Consider the following 18,520-nt stretch of genomic DNA (forward strand, 5'->3'; position numbering starts at 1 on the left):
CGCACAAACGATGCTCTACCACCTAACTCCGCTGCATCGTGCCCTCCGAAGATCGATTCCGATCCTTTGGGCCGATGCAGTGGTTTCGAGCATTGCCGGAAGCGCTGTTGGGCTGCTTGTTATGGGACGACGCGGGGGCCTTCAAAAGCGACGCAATCGACGGCTGCGGCTGAAAGCGGAGTCTCTTCCAGCACTGGTCAGCCGGCGCGGCCATCGAAGCTGCCGACCAGTTTCCTGTGGAAGCGCACGTAACCTCGTTCGGTCGTGCGTAAATGCTCCGCGATGATCTCATGGAAGCGCGGCAGGCGATGGAAGGGAACGGCCGGATAGGAATGGTGCTCGGAATGGTACGGCATGTTCCAAGCCACGAAGCGCACCAGCCTTGTGGTGAAGGTGGTGCGGGTGTTCTCGAGCATGTTGGCGACATGCGGGCACAATGCGTGCTCGGCCAGCAGGTAGGCCCGCAAAAACGGCTGTGCGACCAGCACCGGCACGATCCAGACCCACAACAGCAGCGCCGACTGTGCGGCGAGCGATGCGGCCAGCAACACCGCATAGCCGATCAGGAACAGCCGCGCTTCAATAACCACCTTGCCGCGGCCCTTTTCCGGCACAAAGCCGTCGCGGTTGCGGCCCGCCGCATTGGTTGCGATCACACGAGCCATGCCTATCCAATAGGGGCCGCCGGACAGATAGCGCAGATATTGGCTGATGGTCTCCGGCTTCGGCGCCATCAGTTCGGGGTCGTTGTCCGGGTCGTGGGTGTGGCGGTGATGGGCGAAATGGAAATAGCGGAACCATGCGGGCGGCAGCAGGATCAAGAAGCCGGCCACGGCGGCAACAGCGCGATTGAGCCACGCCGTTCTGAACGCCGTTTCATGGATGGTCTCGTGCAACAGCGTGAAGAAGAAGACGATCAGGATCCCCTGCGGCAAGACGAGAAGCGGCCAGAACGGGATGCGGGCGGCGATCAGTGCGCCCAGCACGACAACCAGCCCGCCATGGACGGCCAGCCGGACAATGCCTGGCCCGTCGACCCGGGCGGTGAGGTCGCGACGTTCCTCAACCGAAAGACCGGCAATGATGGTGCGGTGGTCGATGTCGCTCATGATGCAATGTTAGCGGCGGGTGGCTGTCGGGTAAATCGGCGCGCGTGTCACCAGACGCCGTTTCTTATCCCGGTCCAGAGATAGAACCAGACCGTCGGATGATACCATTGTCTCGAAGGCAGACCGGGATCGACCGTGCCGAGCTTGCCGGCCAGCGCATCCCTGACCGCCTCGACGCAGATGTCGCGCGAGAATGCCGCCTGCCGCAACGCGTAGCTTGAAATAGTGTCGCTAGGTTGGGGTTTGCCGCGTGCCTGCCGCAACACCCCGCCAGTGTCGACGCCGGCGTCGACCAGATGCACGGTGGTGCCGAAGTTTTCCGCATCGCCTGAAGCCAGCGCCCAATAGCCGCCGTTCATGCCACGATATTTCGGGGCGATGCCGGCATGGTAGTTGAGGACCGGGCAAGGGATTTTCGCCAGCGTCTGCCGCGACAGCAAGCGGCAGCCGGCGAGCAGCACGACACCCGGCTGGATTTTCTCGATCGCCTGCAGGCACTCCGGCGCGTTGGCCGACGAGACCTGGACGATCTTTTGCCCAGGCTTCGGTTCGGTTTGCAGCTTTTGCTCGGCGGCGAGCCGTGCTGCGTGGCCGGCGAAGAAGCGCTTGCCGAGCCGGGTCAGCATCATCGTGCCGAGTTGACCGATGGCCGAGGTCCAGCCTTGCCGCCGCGCCCGCCCGAGAAGCAATTGCCTTTTGGATTCAGGGGTTTCGAGGATGACGCTGACAGGCGCGAGGTGGTCGGCGATGGCGTTGACGATCGCCCAGATATGCGGGCCGCCTTCGGTGACGACGACGATCGGCCGTTGGTTTGTTTTCGACCGTGCCATGCTTCGCGACCCCCGCAAAGAGCTGTTCTTTGTGCGCGAATGCTAGGTTGACCGGGTTAACCCTTGGTGATCGGGGGCGGGCTCAGCGCTTGAATTCGAGGATGTCGAGCTTCGATTCGTAGTGGGGCGCCGGGAACTCGATGCGCCATTCGCTGGCGCTGTGGCGGAAGGCATAGCCGACCTGATCGCTTTCCGGGCCGCTGCCGTAGGGCTTTGCCGGATCGTCGTTGACGTAGAAGGAACCTAGATAGATCGCGCGTTTCTCGCCATCGTCGAAGAAGCGGCCCTTGGTGCGCTGCGAACCGGTGATCTTTTCCAGTCTCCAGCCGGAACCGTCGTCGCTCACCTTGCATTTGAACCAGCCATAGATGACGAGCGGGCTCAATCCGCCGGCCTTGATGGTGCGGCATTGCCAATTGCCGGTCAGGTCCTTGTCGGAGAAGGAAACCAGCGGCTTTGCCAGCAAGGCGTCGAGCTGCTTGACCTCGGCGGGATCGCCGGCCTTCGCCTCGTCAAGCGCTGCCTTGCGCGTCTCGCCATATTTGTCGAGGCGCGCCTTGTCGGCAGCGGTGATCAGCTTCTGCACTTCGCCATCGGCGAACGCGGGCAACGTCAAGCAGAGGACAGCTGCTACGGCAAACATAAGGCGAGCGATCATTGGTGGCGTTTCCCTTTTGATGACTGGAGCAGCCTGTTTTCTTGTCTGGCGCATACCTTAATGTTTCGCCGCGCTCTGTCATCCTTGCTTGAGCATCGACAGCAGAAACGAGGTGGAAAGAATGCGGATCTTGCTGACGGGATCGTCGGGTTGGCTGGGCAGGGCCTTGGCGCCACGCCTGCGGACTCTCGGCCATGACGTCACTGGCCTCGATCCCGTCCCATCCTCGGAAACGCGAATCGTCGGCTCAGTCGCCGATCGCGACCTGGTCATGAGGGCGGTCGAGGAGAACCGCATCGAGGCCATCATCCATAGTGGCGCGCTGCACAAGCCTGACATCGAACATCATCGCAACGAGAATTTCGTCGAGACGAATGTGCGCGGCACGCTCAACCTGCTCGATGCGGCGGCAACTTTCGGCGTTCAGCGCTTCATCTTCACGTCGACGACATCGCTGATGATTACCCAGGCCATCCGCGCCGGCTTGCCCGGCAGGGCGGCTTGGCTAACGGAAGACATGTCGCCTGAACCGCGCAACATCTACGGCGTGACAAAGCTTGCGGCGGAACATCTTTGTCGGCTCTACCATATCCAGTTCGGCCTGCCGGTGATCGTACTGCGCACCGCCCGCTTCTTTCCCGAAGCAGACGATATGGCGCATGTGATCGAACAGTCGGACGCCAACACCAAGGCCAATGAGCTGTTGTTTCGCCGGCTGACGGTGGAGGATGCTGCCGACGCCCACATCGCTGCCTTGGAGAAAGCGCCGCAATTGGGCTTCGACACCTTCATCATCTCGGCACCGACACCTTTCCAGCCCGACGATTGCGCGGCATTGATCGCCGACGCACCGTCGATCGTCGCGCGCTATTTTCCGGATTATCCGGCACTCTACTTGAAGAAAGGCTGGACGATGTTTTCGTCGATCAACCGGGTCTACGATGCGTCCCGGGCGAGGGACCGGCTGGATTTCGTCTGCAAGACGAGCTTTGCCGATGTGCTCGCTGGGCTCGAAGCTGAAGAAAACGGTGCCTAAAGTGTCAGGCCAGGGCTGAGGCCCCAGCCAGTTCCTTCGTCAGGTCGCCGTAGCCGGTCGAGCGGCGCTCATAGGCGAGGCCGAGCATTTTCGCCGCCTTTTCGGCGACCTTGTCGAGTTCCGGGTCGTCGGTCTGGGCGATGTAGATCAGCTTCTCGTAATTGCCGAAATAGTCCTTGATCAGCTCCGGGTGCTTGTCGAGGCCGAGCGGCTTCATGAAGAAGGCATCGAATTGCCGGCAGAGGAAATCGGTCATGTAGAACGACATCATGTCGTCATCGGCAACCTTCGCATAGGCATCCATGCCTTGGTAGAAGGCAAAGCAATGCGGCCCGGCCATGCGCTCGACGCCATGCTTCTCGCAGATCCGGTCGAGCAGGCCACCCGTGCCGCAATCGGCATAGCCGACGAAGATGTGTTTGTAGCCGTCAGCCCTGGCCTTGGCGATTGCCTTGTCCATGGCCGGCGCAATGCGGTCCGGATAGAAATGGAACTCCGCCGGGAGGCAGGTCAGGTCGAGATGGTCGAGCCCGAGCTGCTCCTTGACCGCCAGAACTTCGCGCGCAATCATCCCGCAGGCGATGACGAGCAGCCTGTCGCCTTGATCGGATTGTTGTTTTCGCGCGGTAGTCATGGAACCAGTCTAATCCATCTTCGTTGCTGTCCAGCGAATTTATATTCTGAGGGAGACACCAATCATGAAATTGTTCCGCGTTGCGCCAATCGCTATTCTCGCCTGCGCCCTGGCTGTTTCGGCCTGCGCCAACACGGTGCGCGGCGTCGGTAAGGATATCAAATCCACTGCGAAGGCGGTTGACGATACCGTCAAGAAACCCTGATCTGCACGATTTCAAACATTTGGGAATAAAAAAGCCGCACTGCAAGGCGCGGCTTTTCTCGTCGGTGCCGAATTTATTGACTCAGGCCGAAGCGCGGACGTTGTGCTTGCGCTTCATGAAGTCCTTGGCGGTCTCGACCGCCACCGCGGCGTCGCGGCAATAGGCGTCGGCGCCGACGGCTTTGCCGAATTCCTCGTTGAGCGGCGCGCCGCCGACCAGCACGACATAATCATCGCGAATGCCTTTTTCCTTCATCGTATCGATGACGACCTTCATGTAAGGCATGGTCGTCGTCAGCAGGGCCGACATGCCGATGATGTCGGGCTGATGCTTTTCGATGGCATCGAGATATTTTTCGACCGCATTGTTGATGCCGAGGTCGATGACATCGAAGCCGGCGCCTTCCATCATCATGCCGACGAGGTTCTTGCCGATGTCGTGGATGTCGCCCTTAACGGTGCCGATCACCATCTTGCCCTGCTTCGGCGCGCCGGTGGCGACAAGCAACGGACGCAGGATGAACATGCCGGCCTTCATCGCGTTGGCCGACAGCAGCACTTCCGGAACGAACAGAATGCCGTCGCGAAAATCCTCGCCGACGATGCGCATGCCTTCGACCAGAGCCTCGGTCAGCACCTTGTAAGGCGCCCAGCCGCGCTCGAGAAGGATGTTGGTGCCTTCCTCGATTTCTTCCTTCAACCCATCATAAAGGTCGTCGTGCATCTGCTGCACCAACTCGTCGTCGGAGAGTTCCGAAAGGATGATCTCGTCGTCGGCCATTTTTTCTCAGGCTCCTTGCCGGCTACAACTATCGCGGCAGCTTAAAAATATCGCGCCATTACCTAACCCGCGCGGGCCGGTTGTCCATAGCTGATTTGCGACTTCCCGCAAAACGAAAGCGACCGTAAATCTCTTGGAATTCTTGTCGATTTTGCGACAGGCGTTGGCGCTGGCGGGCCGTTTCGAATAAGGTGCATGGCTACGATCCGGCCAGAGACCGCAATATGCGGCTGCAAATGGATTTCAGGCCGGAACAAGAGCCCGGCCAAAGCAAATCAGGCCAGAACGAAAGCCAGGGAAGAACGATTATGAGTGAGAACGCGCCGGTCGATCAGGAAGCGTCAAACGCACGGCGCGGGCGCGCTGCCAGCGGTGGCGCCGCAGCGCGCCGGGCTGCACGTTCGGGCGGCGGCCCCGGTACACAGCTCACCTATATCAAGCGCAAGATCAACGTCTATGAAGTGCTGGACGAGGAAGGCCTGGCGCTGATCGAAAAGAACACCGACACGGTGCTGGAAGAGATCGGCATCATCTTCCGCGACGACGCCGAGGCACTGCAGCTTTGGAAAGAGGCGGGCGCCGACGTCAAGGGCGAGCGGGTGCATTTCCCCAAGGGCCTCTGCCGCTCGCTGTTGAAGACCGCTCCGTCCGTCTATACCCAGCACGCCCGCAACGGCGAGCGCTCGGTGCAGATCGGCGGCAACGCGACCGTGTTCGCGCCGGTCTATGGACCGCCCTTCGTGCGCGATCTCGACGGCGTCAGGCGCTACGCGACGATCGAGGATTTCCGGAATTTCGTAAAACTTGCCTATATGGCGCCATCGATCCACCATTCGGGCGGCACGGTTTGCGAGCCGGTCGACGTGCCGGTCAACAAGCGCCATCTCGACATGGTCTACAGCCATATCAAATATTCGGACAAGCCGTTCATGGGCTCGGTGACCGCGCCCGAGCGCGCCGAAGATACGGTGGCGATGGCCAAGATCGTGTTTGGTGACGATTTCGTCGAGAACAACACGGTGTTGACCAGCCTGATCAACGCCAACTCGCCGATGGTCTTCGACGAGACCATGCTGGGAGCGCTGAAAGTTTACTCGCGCCATAACCAGGCGTGCATCGTCACGCCGTTCATCCTTGCCGGGGCGATGAGCCCGGTGACGGTCGCCGGCACACTGACCCAGGTTTTGGCCGAGGTTCTGGCCGGGGCGTCGTTCACACAGCTGATCCGGCCGGGTGCGCCGGTACTGTTCGGCACCTTCGCCTCGTCGATCTCAATGCAGTCGGGCGCGCCGACCTTCGGCACGCCGGAGCCGTCGCTGGTCTCCTATGGCGCCGCCCAGCTTGCTCGCAGGCTCGGGCTGCCGTTCCGCACCGGCGGCTCGCTTTGTGCTTCGAAAATCCCCGATGCGCAGGCGGCCTATGAGAGCGCCAACACGCTGAATTCGACGATCCTCGCCGGCACCAATTTCGTGCTGCATTCGGCCGGCTGGCTCGAGGGCGGGCTCGCCTCCTGCTACGAAAAGTTCATGATGGATATCGACCAACTCGGCATGACGCAGAAGTTCTCCGAGGGTGTCGACCTGTCGGAAAACGGTCAGGCGATGGATGCCATCCGCCAGGTGGGTCCGGGCAGCCATTACCTCGGCTGCGATCACACCCAGGCCAATTTCCAGACCGCGTTCTACCGCTCCAACATCGCCGATAACAATTCCTACGAGCAGTGGCTGGCCGAAGGCGAAAAAACCGCGCCGCAGCGCGCCAACGAGCTCGCCCGCCGCTGGCTGGAGAGCTACGAGGCGCCTTATCTCGACCAGGGCATCGACGACGGGCTGAAGGACTTCATCGCCAGGAAGAAGGCGTCGATGGCCGACGCCTTCACCTGAAAGGAGCCCGAATCAGGCGGGGCTAAAGTCGCCAACATCATCCACAAGGAAGTCTGGCGGAGCGCCTTCTCCGACCCGGACAAGAAGGGATGATTCTCGAGCGCGGCATGGTCGAAACCATCGCGGCCGCGCTTTCCGCCCACGGCCTCATCCTGCGCGGCGGCTTCAATTTTGCGGGCGGTGAGGGGACACCTTCCGGTCTCTCCGGCGCCGCCGCCAGATCCGTCCTGCTGGTGGGGCAGGCAGGCGCCGCACCTTGGCCGCACTTCCTGCGCTGGTTGGAGAAACAGTCACAGCCGATCGACGATCCGCTCGACAGATGGTCGCGCGGAGTGATCGGCGCTGTGGCCGAAAAATTCGGGGCACGCGCGGTGTCACCGTCCGACAGGCCTTATCTGCCGTTCCAGCAATGGGCGATGCAGGCGGAGGGGCTGAAGCCGTCGCCGCTCGGCATCCTCATGCATCCGCAATACGGGCTCTGGCATGCCTATCGCGGCGCGCTGTTGTTCGAGAACGAGATTGCGCTCCACGAACGTCGCGACGTGATTCACCTTTGCGACACATGTTTGGAAAAACCTTGCCTGAAATCCTGTCCGGTCGCGGCTTATTCTGCGGATGGTTTTGTGCATGAAACCTGTCTGGCGCATGTGCGTGGGCAAAACGGCGGACCTTGCCGGACCGGCGGCTGCCTTGATCGCAACGCCTGTCCTTACGGCATCGATTATCGCTATCCGGCCGAGGTTCAGGCCTTTCACATGGCAGCATTCGCGCGCTAGCCAGACAAGACCCCGCTGCACGCAAAGACGTCGACCGTTCCGATCTCAGGATTTTTGGCCGAAAGCCAGCCCCGCCGCGTGAAAGAGACCCATCAGCAGCACCCCGATGGCACCAGAGACCAACGAGACGATGGGATACTGTGCGAAGTTGGCCCCGTACGCGAAGAGGGTTGCCACCACGAAGCTCGCCCAGCCGGCTATCAGATTGGGCACGGCGGAGTTACCGAAGACGCACGGGTAGGAACCCTTGGTTATCCCACTCACGAAATGTGGGACGCCATTGGCGCCAAAAACACCCGCGAAAAAAGCAAGGAATGCCGTCAGCCACATATGAGCTCCGTCCCTTGGCAAATTGAAGCGCGCCGTTCACTTCAGGCCGCCATAGCATGGCAGGCAGTCGGCGAAATTGTGCACAAAGCCAGCGTAAAGCAACCCCGATACGCATTTGTGAACGTGGCGGCTCCACATAGTGCCTTCGATGCAGCCGGCGCCGAACGCCACTGGAAGCGGCTGACGATGCTGTTTGCGGAGACGCTCGGCCAAGGCGCGCCAACCATTACGACGTGACTGCCCGCCAAAAAATTCTTTCCATCGCCCCAAGGAACCGCCATTAGCCTTCGTCCAACAGGCAAATGATGGCGATGATGCTGGACGAAAGCGAAGCCTCCGACGCCGAATTGATCGGACGGGCGAAGGGCGGAGACCGGGGTGCTTTCGGCAAGTTGCTCGAAAGGCACTATGGTTTCGTCTATCGCGCCGCCTATCGGTGGTGTGGAAAAAAGGCCGACGCCGAGGATATCGCCCAGGAAGTCTGCGTCCGGCTCGGCCGCGCGATCCGCGACTATCACGGCAGCGGTGCCTTCACGACGTGGCTCTACACCATGACGCTGAATGCGGCGCGCGACATGATGCGCAAGACCGCCCGCGATACGGCCAAGACCGAGGCCTATGGCGCCTATGCGCTGATTTCGGGGGAAACCTCGTCCGAGGCGGAAGACCCGGTCGAGGCGCTCTGGGCAGCGGTGCGCAAGCTGCCGGACAAGCAGCGCGACGCGGTGCTGCTGGTCTATGGCGAAGGGCTGAGCCACGCAGCCGCCGCCGAGGCGATGGCGATCTCGGAGACGACGGTTTCCTGGCACATCCATGAGGCGAAGAAACGGTTGAAGACGCTGATGCGTTCAGCCGGGGAAGTGTGACCATGGTCGACGACAAGCAACTGAACAGGCTGCGCGATATCGCAGCACCGGCGCCTGACGCGGATGCAAAGGCGCGTGCCCTCCAGGCCGCGCTGCGCGCCTATGACATGGAAGAAAAAACTTTACCGGCCGCCCAAGGATCGGCAGGCGGGCTTCGTCTCACAGAGCGAGCACAAAGGCTCTGGAGCGAAATCATGCAAAAGAAACTCTTCGCCACGCCGGCCATTGCCGGGCTCGTTGCCCTGCCGATCGCCGGATACGCCACCATCTATATGCTTGGGGAATCCAAATTCGGCGGGCCCGAATTCGGCGGCGACGATAAGATCACCGAAACGCTGGCTGACAAGCCGGCGACCGTCAAACCGCCGGTTGTTGCCGAAGCAGATAAGCAGAAGAAGGCGGACGCCGACAGCGAAAGCCGCGACGCCGGCGAGGCGCTTGTGGCGCCGACATCGCCGCCGAAAGCGGAATCGACCGCGGTCGGCGGGTTGACGCAGCAGGATGTGCTCACCCGCAATGCACCCGAACCGGCGCAGAGCGGCGAGTTTGCGCTGGATGGCGGTGCAAACTCCGTGGCTCCGGCAGTCGATGGTGGCGCGCGGGTCGGACGCATGCCTGGCACGGTTGCCGAGTCCAAGCTGATGGCACAGCAGCCTGCCGCTGCGCCGGCCGACCAGATGCTGCCGCGAGAGGAAAACCGTGACCGGGTCGAGGATTTCAAGACCAATCCGGTGCATGCCGCACTCGAAGACCCGGTCTCGACGTTCTCTATCGATGTCGACACCGCTTCCTATTCCTTCGTCCGGCGCTCGCTGAAGGAAGGTTTTATCCCGCAGGCCGATACGGTGCGCGTCGAGGAGATGGTCAACTACTTCCCCTATGACTGGAAAGGCCCGGACTCCGCCTCGACGCCGTTCAACTCGACCGTCAGCGTCATGCCGACTCCGTGGAACGAGCACACCAGGCTGATGCATGTCGCCATCAAGGGTTTCGACGTGAAGCCGGCCGAGCAGCCCAAGGCCAATCTGGTCTTTCTGATCGATGTGTCGGGCTCGATGAACGAGCAGGACAAGCTGCCGCTCCTGCAGTCGGCCTTTCGGCTGCTGGTCAACAAGCTGAGACCCGACGATACCGTCTCGATCGTCACCTATGCGGGCGATGCCGGTACCGTGCTGGAGCCCACCAAGGCTTCGGAAAAGGACAAGATCCTCGCTGCCATCGACAACCTGACATCCGGCGGCTCGACGGCAGGCGAGGCGGGCATCAAGGAAGCCTACAGGCTGGCGCAGAAATCCTTCGTCAAGGACGGTATCAACCGGGTGATGCTCGCCACCGATGGTGATTTCAATGTCGGCCAGACCGACGACGACGACCTGAAGCGGCTGATCGAAAAGGAGCGCAAGACAGGCGTGTTCCTGTCGGTGTTCGGCTTCGGCCGCGGCAACCTGAACGACCAGATGATGCAGACCATCGCCCAGAACGGCAACGGCACCGCCGCCTATATCGACACTTTGGCGGAGGCCGAGAAGGTGCTGGTCGAGGATGCCTCCTCGACACTGTTCACCATTGCCAAGGACGTGAAGATCCAGGTCGAGTTCAACCCGAACAAGGTCTCGGAATACCGGCTGATCGGCTACGAGACCCGCGCCTTGAACCGCGAGGATTTCAACAACGACCGCGTCGACGCCGGCGAGATCGGCTCAGGCCATTCGGTCACCGCGATCTACGAGATCACGCCTAAGGGCAGCGGCGGCGAACAGATCGATCAGCTGCGCTATGGCCAGGCCTCGGTGAACAATGGCGGTGTCGCCAATGCCGACGAATATGCCTTCGTCAAAATCCGCTACAAGCTGCCGAACGAGGACACTTCGAAGCTGATCACCACGCCGGTGACGTCAGCCAACGAGGTGGCGTCGTTCGACCAGGCCAGCACCGACCAGCGTTTCTCCGTTGCCGTCGCTGCCTTCGGCCAGAAGCTGCGCGACGAGGATGCGACCGCGAAGTTCGGCTACGACAAGATCATGGAGATTGCCACCGCCGCCAGAGGAGCCGACCCGTTTGGGTACCGGTCCGAGTTCCTCTCGCTTGTGCGCCTTGCCTCGGCGCTCGGCGGTAACCGGTAGTGGCAATGATGGCCGGTTTCTTTCAGATGGGATCGTTCTGACAGGGGGAACCGGCCTACGGGCGGGTGAGGCAGGCCGGCGAGGGAAACCTTGCCGGCCTTTTTTCGTGGCTGCACCGCTTCGCGGACCGCGTCGCAGCCGAAAGCGTCAGGCGCGTCCGCGGCGCCGTTCGCGGCGGGCTTCGCTGGTCTCGGCGACGTTGACCGTCGCCTGCTTGTTGCGCATCGGGCCGATGCGTTCGACGATCTGCTCGACGGTCGGGCGATCCGACCTGGTGTGCGCATCGAGCGCCTTGCGCATGGCGGCAAGGTGCTGGAACGAGGTACCGCAGCAGCCGCCGACGATCTTGGCGCCGGCATCGACGGCCAGGCGCACATAATCGGCCATCAGCTCGGGCGTGCCCGAATAGTAGATCTCGGCACCGCGAAATTCGGGGATGCCGCAATTGCCCTTGACGATCACCGTTGCCTCGGGCTTCGCCTCGGTCATGTCGAGCAGCGAAGCGAGAATATCGGAGGCGCCGACACCGCAATTTGCGCCGACACCGAGCGGCGTCTGCGACAGGCCGTCGACGACACCGTGGATGTCCTTCGGCAGCAGCCCCATCATGGTGCGGCCGGCGGTGTCGAAGGAGCCGGTATAGGTATAGGGCAAGCCGACGCGGATGGCGGCTTCGGCGGCGGCACGGATCTCGTCCGGCGCCGACATGGTTTCGATCCAGGCGACTTCGGCGCCGCCGGCCTTCAGGCCCTCGATCTGCTCGGCAAAGGCCTCGACCGCCTCGTCATAGGTCATGGCGCCGAGCGGCACCAGCAATTCGCCGGTCGGGCCGACTGAGCCGGCCACGATCACCTTGCGGCCGGCCTTGCCGGCGACGGCGCTTGCGATCTCGGCGGCGCGCTTGTTCAGTGCGTGGACGCGGTCCTGCGCATGGTGCAGCTTGAGCCGATGGCGGGTCCCGCCAAAAGAGTTGGTCAGGATGATGTCGGCGCCGGCATCGACAAAGTTCTGGTGCAGGCTGGTGATGGTGTCGGGCGCGGTCTCGTTCAAGAGCTCAGGAGCCTCTCCGGCCTCAAGGCCCATCGCGAACAGATTGGTGCCGGTGGCGCCATCGGCGAGCAGGACGCCCTTTTCGGCAAGCAGAGCGTCGATCGGATTGGTCATGTGAAATACGCCTTCCCGGAAGAATAACTGAGATAAGGATATAAAGAATTCTTTATGTGCCGTCAACGTCGACACGGAGAGCAACCGGTCAAAATCGCATCTCCGCCAGCTTTCGTGTGAAGCTGGCCGCTTCATGCGCGTTGACGTCCGCGGCACGGATCAGATTGTCGAAATGGCTGGTCAGGATGCGGATCGGCTGCGTGGCGTTCAGCACCAGATACATGTCGCCGACGTAAATGGCTGCGCGATAGGGCCCGAAGATGGTGTACGGGATCGAATAGCGCATCCGCCCGTCATAGAGAAACAGGCGGAAGGTGGGATAGAGGTCGTCGAGTAGCGTCGCCATGTGCAGGAGCTGCTGGTGGCGGTCGGCCTCCGGAAAGCGGTCCCACACGCCCAGCCCGCGCGCGAAGATCTCCAGCGTGTGGCGCGGCATACAGACTTCCATGTCGGTTTCGGGCCGTCGGTTGTAGTCGATGCGGTACTGCGTTTCGCCGGCCTGTGCCTCGCGGCTCTTGTTGGCGATGACGGCTTCATAGTCGACAAGCGCCTCGGTGCGCAGAAGATCGGGAATGCCGGCCGGGACGTAGCGGATTTTCGTTCCCGCCGCCTCGGCATGCCAGCGAGCCAGCAGCGTGCGGTCGAAGCCGTCCGGCGCCTCCTCGATCTCAAGGCTCTCGCGGATTTCACCGGTGACGCCCTCGTCCTGGCTGAGGCCGAGCAGCCAGTCGAGCGAGACTTTGAATTCGGCGGCGATGTTGAGCAGCGTTTCGGCGCGGGGAAGGCGGGTCGAGGCGCCGGAGAGCAGCTGCGACAGCGCCGAACGGTCGATGCCAACCGCGGCGGCGAAGGCCGACTGGTTCAGATCGGACCTTGTCAAGAGCATTTTCAGGCGCTCGCGAAAGATCGTCGACAGGTCGCGCTTGTCCAAATCGCCACCCCACCCGATAGGAGGAAAAATTTGCGCTGAAGCCGCGAACGCGGAGCTTCAGGCGTAAATGAATCCGGTGCGTTGTTTACAATGCATAACATATGCAGCTGAAAATGCGCAATCGCAACAGTTTGTGCGCTTTATCGCGTTGCAGCAATGCAACGCTCCTGACACAATGCTGTCAGGAATCAAACGGGTTCCGGCGACTGGAAGGCAGTGGTCGATAGCATGACGAGCATGGGCAACAGGCGACATGGCGCGGCGACCATCGAATGGCCGACGGTGTTTCTCGCACTTTTCTGCTACGGCGGCTGGCTCGCTACCGGCTTTCTGCTCTGGCCATCCTACCCGCTGTTGGCGCTCGCCCTTCTGGCCCTGATTGCGGCGCTGCAATCCTCGCTGATGCACGAGGCCCTGCACGGCCACCCAACCCGGAACGCGCGGCTCAACGAAGCCGTTGTGTTCCTGCCGATTGGCCTTGTCTGGCCGTTTCGCCGGTTCAAGACCATTCATCTGCGCCACCATGCAGACGAGCGCCTGACCGATCCGCTCGACGATCCCGAAAGCTATTACAAGGCGCTCTGGCAGCACGAAGAGCTGCCGTCGGCTATGAAGTTCCTGCTGAAGGTCAACAACACGATGCTCGGGCGTTTGGTGCTCGGTCCGTGGCTCTCCTGCATCGGCTTCTTCATCGACGACGCCAGGCAGGTTGCCGCGGGCGACAATTCCATCTGCAAGGCATGGCTGCTGCATGCGATCGGCCTCGCCGTAGTGTTGCCTGTCGTGCAGTTCGGCTTCGGCATGCCGTTGTGGCTCTACATACTGGTGCCGGTGTGGCTTGGGCAGTCGCTGATTTCGATCCGCACCTACGCCGAGCATCAATGGTCTGAACATCCGGAAGGCCGCACGATCATCGTCGAGCGCTCGCCGCTGTCCTTCCTGTTCCTCAACAACAATCTGCATTTCGTCCATCACAAGAGCCCGACGGTGGCCTGGTACAGGCTGCCGAAGCTGTTTCGCGACCGCCGCGACGAGTGGCTGCGGATGAACAATGGCTACGCCTATCCGAACTATTTCGCGCTGCTCAAGGCCTATGCCTTCAAGGCGAAGGAACCGATCGTCCATCCCGTGCTGCGGCGCATGCCGGAACCAGGACGCGCGTTCAAGCCGCGCGTCAGGGCACGCAGCCTCAATGGGCTTGGCAGCGCACCGGTACCCGCCGAGCCGCCGAAGGAATGATCCTCGCGGCATTGCAGGCGCTGCCGCGCGGGCAACGCTTTCCTGACCTTGTCAATTTCCCTGCATAACGGTCAAATCCCGGCATGAGCGAATTCATTGCGGCTTTGCCGATGTACGACTGGCCGGAAGCGCGGGACGAGGTCGACGCAGAATGGGCGCGGCTGCGCGATGCTTTCAGACAAAAAGGCATCGATGCGCCGGAGACGATTATCCGCCGCAATGGCGATTTGCCCCCGGTGCCTGGCGGTATTCGCGACGATAAGGGAAAACTCATCGCGCCCGATCCGGCGACATTGCCGCTGGACGAACTGGATTTTCACCGGCTCTGGCTGCACCCGGCGCTGCTCTTTGCGCAAACCTGCTGGGGACCGATGGAACTCGGCCTGTCGCAGCGTGTCCACCTCGTCGGCCAGCCGCGCTACGACGCCTTTGAGGGCGGACAGGGCGAACTCTATTCGAGCGCCATCGTCATGAGGGCGGGCGAGGCACCGCCGGCAAGGTCGCCGGCCGACGGCGGCGCCGTCATTCCGCTCGATCAGCTTCGCGGCAAACGTTTCACCTTCAACAGCCTCGATTCCATGTCGGGCATCATCGCGCCGACACGCGACCTGCAAGCACTGGGCGAGAGTTTGGATATCTTTTCCGCGCTGAGCGAAAGCTGGGGGCACCGCGCTTCGATTGTTGCTGTTGCCGAGGGCAGGGCCGACGTCGCGGCGATCGACTGCGAGAGCTGGGCGCTGGCGCAGCGTTTCGAGCCTGCAGCGCAGAAGATGACGGTCGTCGGCTGGACAAGGCGGCGCAAAGGATTGCCGTTCATCACGGCCAGCAGGACGCCGGAAACGATCGTCGCCATGATGCGCGAGGCGATCGAGGCGCTCACATAAAGCGCGTCGCGTCCGGTCGGCCTCATGCGACGCTTTAAATTCTTGTTTTACGCATGTCGTTATCGCAAAACCGCTGCACACTTTTGCGCGACATGCATTAGGTTCGCTCAGCCCCCAAGCAGCCGATTGTCGAGCGGATAGGTCGAAAGCTTCTCGTTGCCGGTGTCGGTGATCAGGATCTGTTCCTCGATCTTGACGCCTTCGTAGGCGCCAAGCCTGCCGATGTAGCTCTCGACGCACAGCACCATGCCTGACACAAGCACGCCGTCCGGCGTGTCGTCGGTCCAGTCGCCGGCATGCGGCAATGTCGGGTATTCGTCGGCCAGGCCGACGCCGTGATAGAGCACCCCGTAGCGCGCCGGGAAGCAGTCTCCCGGCGGCACCGACGAGCCCTCGACGAGATCGCGGAAGGATATGCCCGGCCGCATCAGTTCGGTGTTGTGGGCGATCTGGTCGGCAGCGATCTGAAACAGGTCACGCTGTTCCTGCGACGGCGGCGCGTCACCGCAAAGCCAGGTGCGCGACAGGTCGGCGCAGAAGCCGTAAGGACCGATCAGGTCGGTGTCGAAGGCGACGAGATCGCCGGCCTCGATCGTCCGCGACGAACACTCCTGGAACCACGGATTGGTGCGCGGACCCGACGACAGGAGCCGGGTTTCGATCCATTCGCCGCCGCGCGCGATGTTGCCGCGATGGAGTTCGGCCCACAATTCGTTCTCGGAAATACCAGGTCTCAGCGCCTGCTCCATCTCGCCCATCGCCGCCTCGCAAGCGACGATCGCCCGGCGCATGGCAAGGATCTCGTCGGGCGATTTGATCAGCCGCGCATTTTCCATCACCGCCTCGCCATTGCCGGTCGAAATGCCGAGACGGGCGAGTTCCTCGATGCCCTCGGGATTGATGTGATCGACCGCGATACGGCGATTGCCGCCGCCATGTTCCAGTACCAGCTCGGCGATGCCGGCTGCCCAGCGGCGGACTTTTTGCCCGGTCAACTCGCCGCTGTAGAGATACGCCCACGACACCGCCGGCCGCACCTCGTCGACGACGCCGGAATGGTCGGAAAGGTGCTCACAGGAAAAATAGTCGAACAGTACCACCGGCCCATCGGTGGCGACGAAACAATGCCTGGTCGGATTGTGCGCGACCCAGAGCTGCATGTTGGTCGCATCGGTCGCGTAGCGGATGTTGACCGGATCGTAGAGCAGGGCTCCCGCATAGTCGCGGCGCTTCAGCTCGGCGCGGATGCGCTCGAGCCGGTATCGGCGCATGGCGGGCAAGTCAGGAGCGTCAATACCCGCCGCCTGCCACTCGGCTTCCGCCAGCGCACCATAGCCCAGCAGATGCTGGTTGAGTTCAGCGGCCTTCAGGCGCGATTTTTTGCGCAGCGCATCGATCGAGTCCTCCGGCTCGAACGGCATGATCTTGCGATGATGACGGGGCCGGTCAGTCGGATTCCTGTCCACCCTCGACTCCTTCGCCAGCGCCTTCCTTGGGCGCCATGGCTCCTTCCATTCTCTTCAGTCGGACGAATGCGCCGGGCCGGGCGGACTTGTCGGTGCCACGCAACAGCGGAACCATGATTTGCCGCGGTTGGCCGTCCGGCTCATAGCCGGCCGCTTTGAGCTGGTCCAAAATGACCGGCCGCGGATCGTCGTGATCAAGCCAGACGAGTACGGCCGGCCCCCGCATCAGCGTTTCGAAATTAGGCACTTCCTGGTCAAGTGCGACCAGTTTTTCGTCGACCAGCCGCAGGTTGCCGACCCATGCACCGTCGGATATTGCAGTTTTCACCGGTCCGTCCGCGGTCAGTTGGCGATAGAGGGCCGGGTAATCCAAGCGGATCATGCGGGAGAGGCCACTGGTCCCGTTTATCTGGACGTACCAAGTGGCGGGCGCGAGCAACACGGCGATGATCGCTCCAGCCGCGATCACCAGGAGCTGCGCATTCCTGCCGCGCGGCGCCAGCCGTTCCATAGTGGCGACGATGGCCAGCGGCAACATGAACAGGACCGGCAGCAGCCAGCGGTCCTTGACAACCGTCACGCCGGTGGCCAGCACAAGTATTGCCAGCATAGCCAAGCCGAGCGCCAAGCTACGCCACAACAGAATTTCCCTGGCCGGACGTTTCGGGTGCCGCTCGGAGAAACGGAACTTCGCCACCCCGAAGGCCAGCGCGGAAACGAGCACCGGCAAGACCGCGAAATTGAAGGTCCCCATGACAAACTTGCCGGCGCCGACAAAGGCCGCCGCGATGCGCCCTTGTTGCGGGTCTATTCCGAACTTCTCGCCTCTCGACAATAAATCGGCGGGATGCATGAGGCTCCAATAGGTGGTTGGTGCCAGCACCAATATCGCGACCGCTATGCTGATTGCGAACTTTGGATCAAGGATGGCGCTGCGCAATTCGCGCAGCGACAGCGCTGCCGCAACAAGGGCCACCACGAGGAAGACGTCGTTATACTTGGCAAGAATTGCCGCCGCCGTGGCCAGGCCAAACGCCGCATAGGCAATCATGCTACGCCGCTCGAGAAGATAGGCCATGGTGAGCAGGAGCAGCGAGCAGAAGCCGACGACGGCGACGGAATGCGACAAAGCGCGCTGCGATTCCCAGACGACCTGCGGGATCGTAAACAGGCCGAACATGGCCGCCGCCGCTGTCGCCTTGGTGTAGCCGAACCGCCGCATGGCGGCGAACACGCTGCAGGCGGCGAGGAACAGCACTGAGTATTTGACGAGCTTCAGCGTGAAGATACTGGTGCCGAAAACATGCGCGGCCAGCCAATTGATCCAGGTGTAGAGAGGTGGTTGCGAGCCGCCATATCCAGCCCAGAGATACGGTACATAGATCAGCTGCTCCGCATCGTCGATGCCGACGCCGGTTCCCGCCCAAGAGCTCAACAGGGACAGTATGATGGTCTGCAAGGCAAAATAAGCCGCGACCATGGCGATCGCCGCCGGGAAGGGGCCGATCCGTCCCTCGGCCAGCCACTCGGCCCATTTCATGTCGTACTTCAAGGAAGTCTCATCGCCCCTGCCGGCACAGTTGCCGGCTGGGCTAGCATGAAGAGC

The 18,520-nt window shown here is 62.0% G+C and carries 18 protein-coding genes; 8 read left to right on the plus strand and 10 right to left on the minus strand.

The annotated features are described in order from the left end of the window. Window positions 1-197: 197 nt before the first annotated feature. The 3 genes from NKH89_RS00430 to NKH89_RS00440 all read right to left on the minus strand — a co-directional run bounded on the left by NKH89_RS00430 (window position 198) and on the right by NKH89_RS00440 (window position 2,597). Window positions 198-1,109, minus strand: coding sequence for a fatty acid desaturase (locus NKH89_RS00430; protein ID WP_245278621.1), 912 nt, complete (start codon window positions 1,107-1,109; stop codon window positions 198-200). A 47-nt stretch (window positions 1,110-1,156) separates the two neighbouring features. Beyond that, complete coding sequence (locus NKH89_RS00435; protein WP_023719934.1) at window positions 1,157-1,939, minus strand: formyl transferase; 783 nt, start codon at window positions 1,937-1,939, stop codon at window positions 1,157-1,159. A gap of 82 nt (window positions 1,940-2,021) precedes the next feature. Next, window positions 2,022-2,597, minus strand: a complete 576-nt coding sequence (locus NKH89_RS00440) for a DUF4893 domain-containing protein (RefSeq protein WP_023719935.1) — start codon at window positions 2,595-2,597, stop codon at window positions 2,022-2,024. 121 nt (window positions 2,598-2,718) lie between these two features. On the opposite strand from NKH89_RS00440, the gene NKH89_RS00445 reads away from it, so the two are divergent. Next, window positions 2,719-3,633, plus strand: coding sequence for an NAD-dependent epimerase/dehydratase family protein (locus NKH89_RS00445; protein ID WP_023719936.1), 915 nt, complete (start codon window positions 2,719-2,721; stop codon window positions 3,631-3,633). Between the two features lie 4 nt (window positions 3,634-3,637). On the opposite strand, the gene NKH89_RS00450 is transcribed toward NKH89_RS00445, so the two are convergent. Then, window positions 3,638-4,267 carry a DUF1638 domain-containing protein gene (locus NKH89_RS00450; RefSeq protein ID WP_023719937.1) on the minus strand — a complete coding sequence of 210 codons (630 nt, stop codon included), beginning with the start codon at window positions 4,265-4,267 and terminating at the stop codon, window positions 3,638-3,640. A gap of 64 nt (window positions 4,268-4,331) precedes the next feature. Here NKH89_RS00450 and NKH89_RS00455 point away from each other — a divergent pair, with 64 nt between their 5' ends. After that, on the plus strand, window positions 4,332-4,472 hold the full coding sequence (locus NKH89_RS00455) for an entericidin A/B family lipoprotein (RefSeq protein ID WP_023676507.1): 141 nt from the start codon (window positions 4,332-4,334) through the stop codon (window positions 4,470-4,472). A gap of 81 nt (window positions 4,473-4,553) precedes the next feature. Here NKH89_RS00455 and NKH89_RS00460 read toward each other — a convergent pair whose 3' ends face one another. After that, a complete protein-coding gene (locus tag NKH89_RS00460; RefSeq protein WP_023676506.1) occupies window positions 4,554-5,252 on the minus strand; it encodes a cobalamin B12-binding domain-containing protein in 699 nt (232 codons plus the stop codon). 308 nt (window positions 5,253-5,560) lie between these two features. Here NKH89_RS00460 and NKH89_RS00465 point away from each other — a divergent pair, with 308 nt between their 5' ends. Together NKH89_RS00465 and NKH89_RS00470 are read left to right on the plus strand one after the other, a co-directional pair. Then, on the plus strand, window positions 5,561-7,135 hold the full coding sequence (locus tag NKH89_RS00465) for a trimethylamine methyltransferase family protein (RefSeq protein ID WP_023719938.1): 1,575 nt from the start codon (window positions 5,561-5,563) through the stop codon (window positions 7,133-7,135). Window positions 7,136-7,224: 89 nt separating this feature from the next. Next, a complete protein-coding gene (locus NKH89_RS00470; protein ID WP_352590155.1) occupies window positions 7,225-7,911 on the plus strand; it encodes a hypothetical protein in 687 nt (228 codons plus the stop codon). A 45-nt stretch (window positions 7,912-7,956) separates the two neighbouring features. Here NKH89_RS00470 and NKH89_RS00475 read toward each other — a convergent pair whose 3' ends face one another. Then, window positions 7,957-8,241: a hypothetical protein gene (locus NKH89_RS00475; RefSeq protein WP_352590158.1), complete on the minus strand. Its 285-nt coding sequence runs from the start codon at window positions 8,239-8,241 to the stop codon at window positions 7,957-7,959. A gap of 305 nt (window positions 8,242-8,546) precedes the next feature. Between NKH89_RS00475 and NKH89_RS00480 the strand changes: the two genes are divergently transcribed. Beyond that, entirely contained in the window at window positions 8,547-9,107 is a 561-nt protein-coding gene (locus NKH89_RS00480) for an RNA polymerase sigma factor (RefSeq protein WP_023719942.1), read from the plus strand. Between the two features lie 2 nt (window positions 9,108-9,109). Then, window positions 9,110-11,230, plus strand: a complete 2,121-nt coding sequence (locus tag NKH89_RS00485; protein ID WP_352495950.1) for a vWA domain-containing protein — start codon at window positions 9,110-9,112, stop codon at window positions 11,228-11,230. 147 nt (window positions 11,231-11,377) lie between these two features. On the opposite strand, the gene bmt is transcribed toward NKH89_RS00485, so the two are convergent. After that, entirely contained in the window at window positions 11,378-12,394 is a 1,017-nt protein-coding gene (gene bmt, locus NKH89_RS00490) for a betaine--homocysteine S-methyltransferase (RefSeq protein ID WP_023719944.1), read from the minus strand. An 88-nt stretch (window positions 12,395-12,482) separates the two neighbouring features. After that, complete coding sequence (locus NKH89_RS00495) at window positions 12,483-13,325, minus strand: helix-turn-helix domain-containing protein (RefSeq protein WP_023719945.1); 843 nt, start codon at window positions 13,323-13,325, stop codon at window positions 12,483-12,485. Between the two features lie 228 nt (window positions 13,326-13,553). On the opposite strand from NKH89_RS00495, the gene NKH89_RS00500 reads away from it, so the two are divergent. Beyond that, the gene (locus NKH89_RS00500) at window positions 13,554-14,564 is read left to right on the plus strand and encodes a fatty acid desaturase (protein ID WP_031194273.1); all 1,011 of its coding nucleotides are present in this window, start codon (window positions 13,554-13,556) and stop codon (window positions 14,562-14,564) included. An 83-nt stretch (window positions 14,565-14,647) separates the two neighbouring features. After that, window positions 14,648-15,448, plus strand: a complete 801-nt coding sequence (locus tag NKH89_RS00505; protein ID WP_023719947.1) for a phosphate/phosphite/phosphonate ABC transporter substrate-binding protein — start codon at window positions 14,648-14,650, stop codon at window positions 15,446-15,448. Between the two features lie 107 nt (window positions 15,449-15,555). Here the strand turns inward: NKH89_RS00505 and NKH89_RS00510 are convergent, their stop codons facing one another. Both NKH89_RS00510 and NKH89_RS00515 read right to left on the minus strand, forming a co-directional pair. Continuing rightward, the gene (locus NKH89_RS00510; protein WP_023719948.1) at window positions 15,556-16,869 is read right to left on the minus strand and encodes a M24 family metallopeptidase; all 1,314 of its coding nucleotides are present in this window, start codon (window positions 16,867-16,869) and stop codon (window positions 15,556-15,558) included. Window positions 16,870-16,894: 25 nt separating this feature from the next. Beyond that, the gene (locus NKH89_RS00515) at window positions 16,895-18,466 is read right to left on the minus strand and encodes a glycosyltransferase family 39 protein (RefSeq protein WP_352908297.1); all 1,572 of its coding nucleotides are present in this window, start codon (window positions 18,464-18,466) and stop codon (window positions 16,895-16,897) included. Window positions 18,467-18,520 lie beyond the last annotated feature (54 nt).

Origin of the sequence: Mesorhizobium sp. M0923 (assembly GCF_040319365.1) — a bacterium.
Lineage (GTDB): Bacteria > Pseudomonadota > Alphaproteobacteria > Rhizobiales > Rhizobiaceae > Mesorhizobium.